The organism is Streptomyces sp. NPDC058872, from assembly GCF_042743065.1.
GTDB lineage: Bacteria > Actinomycetota > Actinomycetes > Streptomycetales > Streptomycetaceae > Streptomyces.
Genome location: NZ_JBHYMK010000126.1, coordinates 1 through 5,037 on the forward strand (window position 1 = coordinate 1; position 5,037 = coordinate 5,037).

General features: G+C 69.1%; 3 protein-coding genes and 2 pseudogenes. All 5 read right to left on the reverse strand.

Annotated features, from left to right (window positions below; translation table 11 throughout):
* Positions 1 to 134: pseudogene (locus tag ACFW22_RS35540) on the reverse strand (ATP/GTP-binding protein); the annotation flags it as partial.
* Complete coding sequence (locus ACFW22_RS35545; protein ID WP_386412887.1) at positions 115 to 666, reverse strand: DUF742 domain-containing protein; 552 nt, start codon at positions 664 to 666, stop codon at positions 115 to 117. The gene ACFW22_RS35545 and the pseudogene ACFW22_RS35540, both read right to left, overlap by 20 nt.
* Positions 667 to 758: 92 nt before the next feature.
* Positions 759 to 1,172: a roadblock/LC7 domain-containing protein gene (locus tag ACFW22_RS35550; protein WP_026057603.1), complete on the reverse strand. Its 414-nt coding sequence runs from the start codon at positions 1,170 to 1,172 to the stop codon at positions 759 to 761.
* A 7-nt stretch (positions 1,173 to 1,179) separates the two neighbouring features.
* Positions 1,180 to 4,452: a nitrate- and nitrite sensing domain-containing protein gene (locus ACFW22_RS35555; protein ID WP_386412889.1), complete on the reverse strand. Its 3,273-nt coding sequence runs from the start codon at positions 4,450 to 4,452 to the stop codon at positions 1,180 to 1,182.
* 341 nt (positions 4,453 to 4,793) lie between these two features.
* Positions 4,794 to 5,037: pseudogene (locus tag ACFW22_RS35560) on the reverse strand (ATP-binding protein); the annotation flags it as partial.

Sequence of the window (5,037 nt, forward strand, 5' to 3'; positions counted from 1 at the left end):
TCGGTACGCAGCGGGTTGATCTCCGAGACGGCGCCGACGAACGTGGTCTTGCCCACGCCGAAGCCGCCCGCCACCACGATCTTCGCGCTGGTGGTTGAACGGGCCGCGCCGCCGCTAGAGCTTGCGAAGTCCACTGAGCACCCTTTCGAGCAGTGTCACGTCTGGCTGACCGCCGGCGGCCTCGTCGCCGCCGGGTTGGTGAATGGCGACGAGTCCGGCCTCCGCCAGGTCGGCGACGAGGATTCGGGCGACGCCGAGGGGGATGGAGAGGAGCGCCGAGATCTCCGCGACCGACTTGATCTCGAAGCAGAGCCGGCAGATCCGTTGGTGCTCGGGCAACTGCCCTTGCAGCCGGGCCGGGTCGGCGGTCGTGCTGACCAGCGCCTCGATGGCGAGCTGGTAGCGCGGCCGGGTCCGACCGCCGGTCATCGCGTACGGACGCACCAGCGGGTTGTGCCCACCGGAACCACCGGCGGCGGAAGGGCCGCGCGGGGTCGACGGCGAGCCCGCCGGCATCGAGGGGACCTGAGGCTGTCCGTAGGGCTGGGAGGTGCCCTGTCTGCTCGGGGCGGAGGGAAAGTTGAACCGGTTGTGCGCAGCGTCGCCCAGGGGCGCCTGGTGCGCGTCATAACCGTGATATGGGCTTGCGCCCGGTGGTGTACCCACGTCTCCTCCTCCGACTGCCTCGCGGTCCATGTCCCTTGGACCCGCGCCACCGCACATTACGGTGCGGTGGCGCGAAACGCACTGTCTGTCTGTTAGTTGAGAAGACTTCCCTGAAGTTCCGCCCGGAGGTCGGGAGTCAGAACCGTGCCCGCGCGGTCCACGAGCAGGGCCATCTCGTAGCCCACGAGGCCGATGTCGGCCTCCGGGTGCGCGAGCACGGCCAGCGAGGAGCCGTCCGAGATCGACATGATGAAGAGGAAGCCGCGCTCCATCTCCACCACGGTCTGGTTGACCGCACCGCCCTCGAAGATCCGGGACGCGCCCGCGGTCAGCGAGGTGAGTCCGGATGCGACGGCCGCCAGCTGGTCGGCGCGGTCGCGGGGGAATCCTTCGGACATCGCCAGCAGGAGTCCGTCGGCGGAGACCACCACCGTGTGCGACACCCCGGGGGTGTTGTCCACGAAGTTGGTGATCAACCAGTTCAGATTCTGCGCCGCCTGGCTCATGCTCACACTAACGCTCCTGGTTGTAGGTACTGCCCGGGCCGAGGCCCGATCCGTTCGTGTCCGTTCCCGCATTCCGCCCCTGCTGAACGCCCCGGCGCAGGTTGCTCAACCTGCCCCGCACGTCCTCGGGTGCGCGGGAGACCTGGGGGCCGCCCTGCGGGGTCTGCTCAGCCGTGCCCTCGACCAGGTTGGCCTTCGGGACCCGTCGGGGGAGACCGGACGAGGTGACCCCGCCCGCCTTGGGGTCCTTGAGCTTTCCGGCCCGCTGCCAGCGCTCGTCGTTCGTCGAGCGCCATTCGCCGGAGCCGTCGGCTTCGTCCTGCTGCTGCACCGGCTGCGCGGGCTTCGGCTGCTGCTGCGGCGCCTGCTGCGTCTGCGGGGCGACGCTGCCGCGGCGCGGCAGACCGGCGTCGGTCAGCGCGTGGCCGGTGTCCGGGGCGGTACTCGGGGTCGAACCCGGACGGTCGAAGCCTACGCGGTCGGGGGCTTGTTCGGGAGCGCTCGGAGCAGATTCCGATTCTGCTCCGAAATCCTGTTCGTAACCACCCTGGTATGCGCTCTGATCAGGCCACTGAGCCTGGTGGGACTGGGGATCGAACGCATTGTCGTACTGCTGGCGTTCGGTTCCCGAGGTCGTGTACGAGTCCTCCGCATAGCCCTGCTGGGGGTACGCCTGGTAACCCTGCTCGGGGTATCCGTACGCGCCCTGCTGCGGGTAGTCGGTCCCGTACTCCTGACCGTACTGCTGGTCCTGTCCGGGCTGCCCGTACTCCTGCGCCGGGCGGTCCTCGGCCGAGTACTCCTGGGCCTGCTGCTGAGCGTATTCCTGGGGCCGGTCGTACTGCTCGCCCTGGTCGTACTGCCCGGCCTGGCCGTACTGCTGGGCCGGCTCCGCCTCGTCCTGGAAGGGCGCACGGTCACCACCCTGGGCCTGGGCCTCCAGGGCTGCCCGCCGTCCCTCGCGCTGGAGCGAGCGGTTGACCGGGTCGAGCGGACGCTCTTCCTCGGCCGGCTGCTCGTAGCGGGAGTCGTCGAAGCCGAGGTCGGCCGCGGTCAGCATCGGCTGCGGGGCGCCGTCCTCGAAGGCGTTCTGCTGTTGCTGCGGAATGATCTGGGAGACGGTGAAGTCGTCCTGGAGCGGCTGTTCCCCGCCGCCGCCGTGCGTGATCGCATCCGGCAGCATGACCAGCGAGGTGGTGCCGGCCTGCTCGCCCGAGGGGCGGAGCTGGACGCGGATCCCGTGCCGGTCGGCGAGCCGACCGACCACGAAGAGGCCCATGCGCTGCGAGACGGCGGCGTCCACGGTCGGCGGGTTGGCCAGCTTGTGGTTGATGTCCGCGAAGTCCTCGGAGGTGAGGCCGATGCCCTTGTCGTGGATCTCGACCATCACGCGGCCGTCGGGGAGACGGGTCGCGGTGACGCGGACCTTGGTCTGCGGGGAGGAGAAGGTGGTGGCGTTCTCCAGGAGCTCGGCGAGCAGGTGCACGAGGTCGGTCACGGCCTGGCCGTGGATCTCGGCCTCCGGAACGCCCGCGAGCTCGATGCGCTCGTACTGCTCCACCTCGGAGGAGGCGGCACGCATGACGTCGACCAGCGGGACCGGCTGGTCCCAGCGGCGGCCGGGCTCCTCGCCGGCGAGGACGAGGAGGTTCTCGCCGTTGCGGCGCATGCGGGTCGCGAGGTGGTCCAGGCGGAAGAGGTTCTCCAGCTGGTCCGGGTCGGCCTCGTTGTTCTCCAGGTCGGTGATGAGGGTCAACTGGCCCTCGATCAGGGACTGGTTGCGACGCGAGAGGTTGGTGAAGATCGCGTTGACGTTGCCCCGGAGCATGGCCTGCTCGGCGGCGAGCCGGACGGCCTCGCGGTGGACCTGGTCGAAGGCGCGGGCGACCTCGCCGATCTCGTCCTGGGAGTCGATCGGGATCGGCTGGACGCGGGTGTCGACCCGGCCCGGTTCCGCGCGGGAGAGCTGGTCGACCAGCATCGGGAGGCGCTGCTCGGCGATGGTGAAGGCCGCGGTCCGGAGCTCCTGCATCGAGCGGCTCATCTGGCGGGCCATGACGCCGGCCAGGATGAAGGCGGCGAGCAGGGCGATGACCACGATGCCGCCGTTGACCCAGGCGTCCGTCTTGGCCTCGTCGGAGATCTTGGCGGCCTCGGTCACGGCCTTGTCCACGAGGGTCTTCTCGACCTCGCTGTAGCCGTCGAACTTGGCGGTCGCGATGGCCATCCAGGTGTCGGGGGTGATCCCCTTCGCCTGCAGGGCCTCGATGCCCTCGGGGCCCTTGGCGGTGCCGATCCGGGCGGCCACGCCCGAGTAGACGGAGCCGTCCTTGCCCTTGGGCAGTTCGATGCCGGCCGCGGACATCCGCTTCTCGCCCTCGGAGGCCTTGCCGGCCATGACCTTCTTCAGGTAGTCGACGTCTTCGGTGGCGCCACCGGAGTTGGACTCGCCGAGGGCGATCTGCTCCAGGTAGTTGTACGAGTTGAAGGCCACCGACTGCTGGCCGAAGACGACCTCGTCCTGACTGGGACGGACCAGGAGCTGCGTGCCGATGGAGCGCTGGAGCGACCCAGCCCCCTTGGCGAGCTGGATCGCGTAGACCGTGCGGCCGTAGCTGGTGACGTTGCCGGTGCCCAGCCCGAGGTCGTTGGAGAACTCCATCAGGTAGTGCTGCACGCCGGTGTAGCCGATCTGGGTGTTCACCGGGTCGAGGGCCCGCGTGTACGCCGCCTTGCGCAGCGTCTCCAGCTTGGGCTCCTCGTCCCGGAACAGCTCCAGACGGTGCTCCAGGCGCCGCTTCAGGCCCTCGCCCGACGGCATGTTCTTGACCGCCTCGTCGAACTTCGCCTTGGCGGCGTCGGTGGCGGCGTAGGCCTTGGCGACCTCGTCCGCCTCGCGGTCCTCGGAGCTCTTCGCCGTCAACAGGGGACGGGCGGTGAGGTCGCGCTCGTTGAGCAGGGCGGTGCTGTAGTCCGAGGCGGCCCGCACGATGAGGGCCGTCTTCTCGGCGTCCTGCGCCTCCTGCCAGGTGTCGATCGCCGTCTTGACCTGGAAGCCGCCCATGACGAGGCCGACGAGCACGGGTATCAGGAGGATCGCATTCAGTCGCGTGGGCACGCGCCAGTTGCGGGGCGACAGCTTGCTGGAGCTTCCCTTGGCCGTCTGGGTGGGCGGCGGCGGGGTGACGGGCACGTCCGCGGGCGACGCCGCCGTGCGCGACGGCGGCGTGAAGTTGCCCCGCGCCTCCTGCTCCGCGGAGCTTTCCTTGCTTCGCCTCACTCGACCAACAACCTCTCGGCGTCGGCACCTACGTTGTGCCGGTGTTTCGTTCAGGGCCGTACTACTCGGGAGTTCATGAATTGCAGCACGTGAAGGGGGTCCGTTCCAAACAGTGGGAAGCGGCTCCTTTCAGTGGTCCAGGCCTCACGTAAAACGGGCATAAAGAGCGAGCCCCGCCAAAAGGCGGGGCTCATGTGAGCGCAGTGACACCGATCGGATGCGTCGGGTGTCCGGGGCGCTCCAATTCTCTGTCGAAACGTTATGAACGTAGGGGCGGTCGTGTCGAAGGACACAGATCGTCCCTGGCCGGAGGCACATGACAAGTGCCCTGGCCGTCACGGTTACTTGAGCCGTGCCATGAGGGCGTGCTCGACGAGCGTGATGAGGGCGCTCTTGGCGTCGGCGCGGTGGCGGGCGTCGGTGGTGATGATGGGGGTGTCGGGGCCGATCTGGAGGGCCTCGCGCACTTCTTCGGGCTGGTAGGGCTGGCTTCCGTCGAAGCCGTTGAGGGCGATGACGAAGGGGAGGCCGCTGTTCTCGAAGTAGTCGACGGCGGGGAAGCAGTCGGCGAGGCGGCGGGTGTCG